This window comes from Streptomyces sp. GbtcB6, from assembly GCF_019091475.1.
Taxonomy (GTDB): Bacteria; Actinomycetota; Actinomycetes; order Streptomycetales; family Streptomycetaceae; genus Streptomyces; species Streptomyces hyaluromycini.
In genome coordinates this window covers 1-231 of the sequence record NZ_JAGXJL010000527.1, presented here as the reverse complement: position 1 = coordinate 231, position 231 = coordinate 1, and the positions used below count along the sequence as shown (strand labels likewise).

At 60.6% G+C, this 231-nt stretch carries 1 pseudogene; it reads left to right on the top strand.

Features of this window, described 5'->3' with window-relative positions:
- Nucleotides 1-79 precede the first annotated feature (79 nt).
- Nucleotides 80-231 (top strand): annotated as a pseudogene (locus KVT45_RS55870) (30S ribosomal protein S2); the annotation flags it as partial.

Genomic DNA, 231 nt, shown 5'->3' with positions numbered 1-231 from the left:
GAGCCGTCCGGCATCCGCGGCACAACCGAGAACACCAAGTCCTTCGTTATAGAATTGCGTATTCAGAACTAGGTCGGCATTATCTGGCGTCCACTTCGGTCACCAGACCCGTCGCTGGGACCCGAAGATGAAGCGCTTCATCTTCACCCCGCGCAACGGCATCTACCTCCTCCGCCCGCTCCCGTCGCCGTCGTACATCGACCCCCCCTCCCTGTTCCACAAGGAGACCGT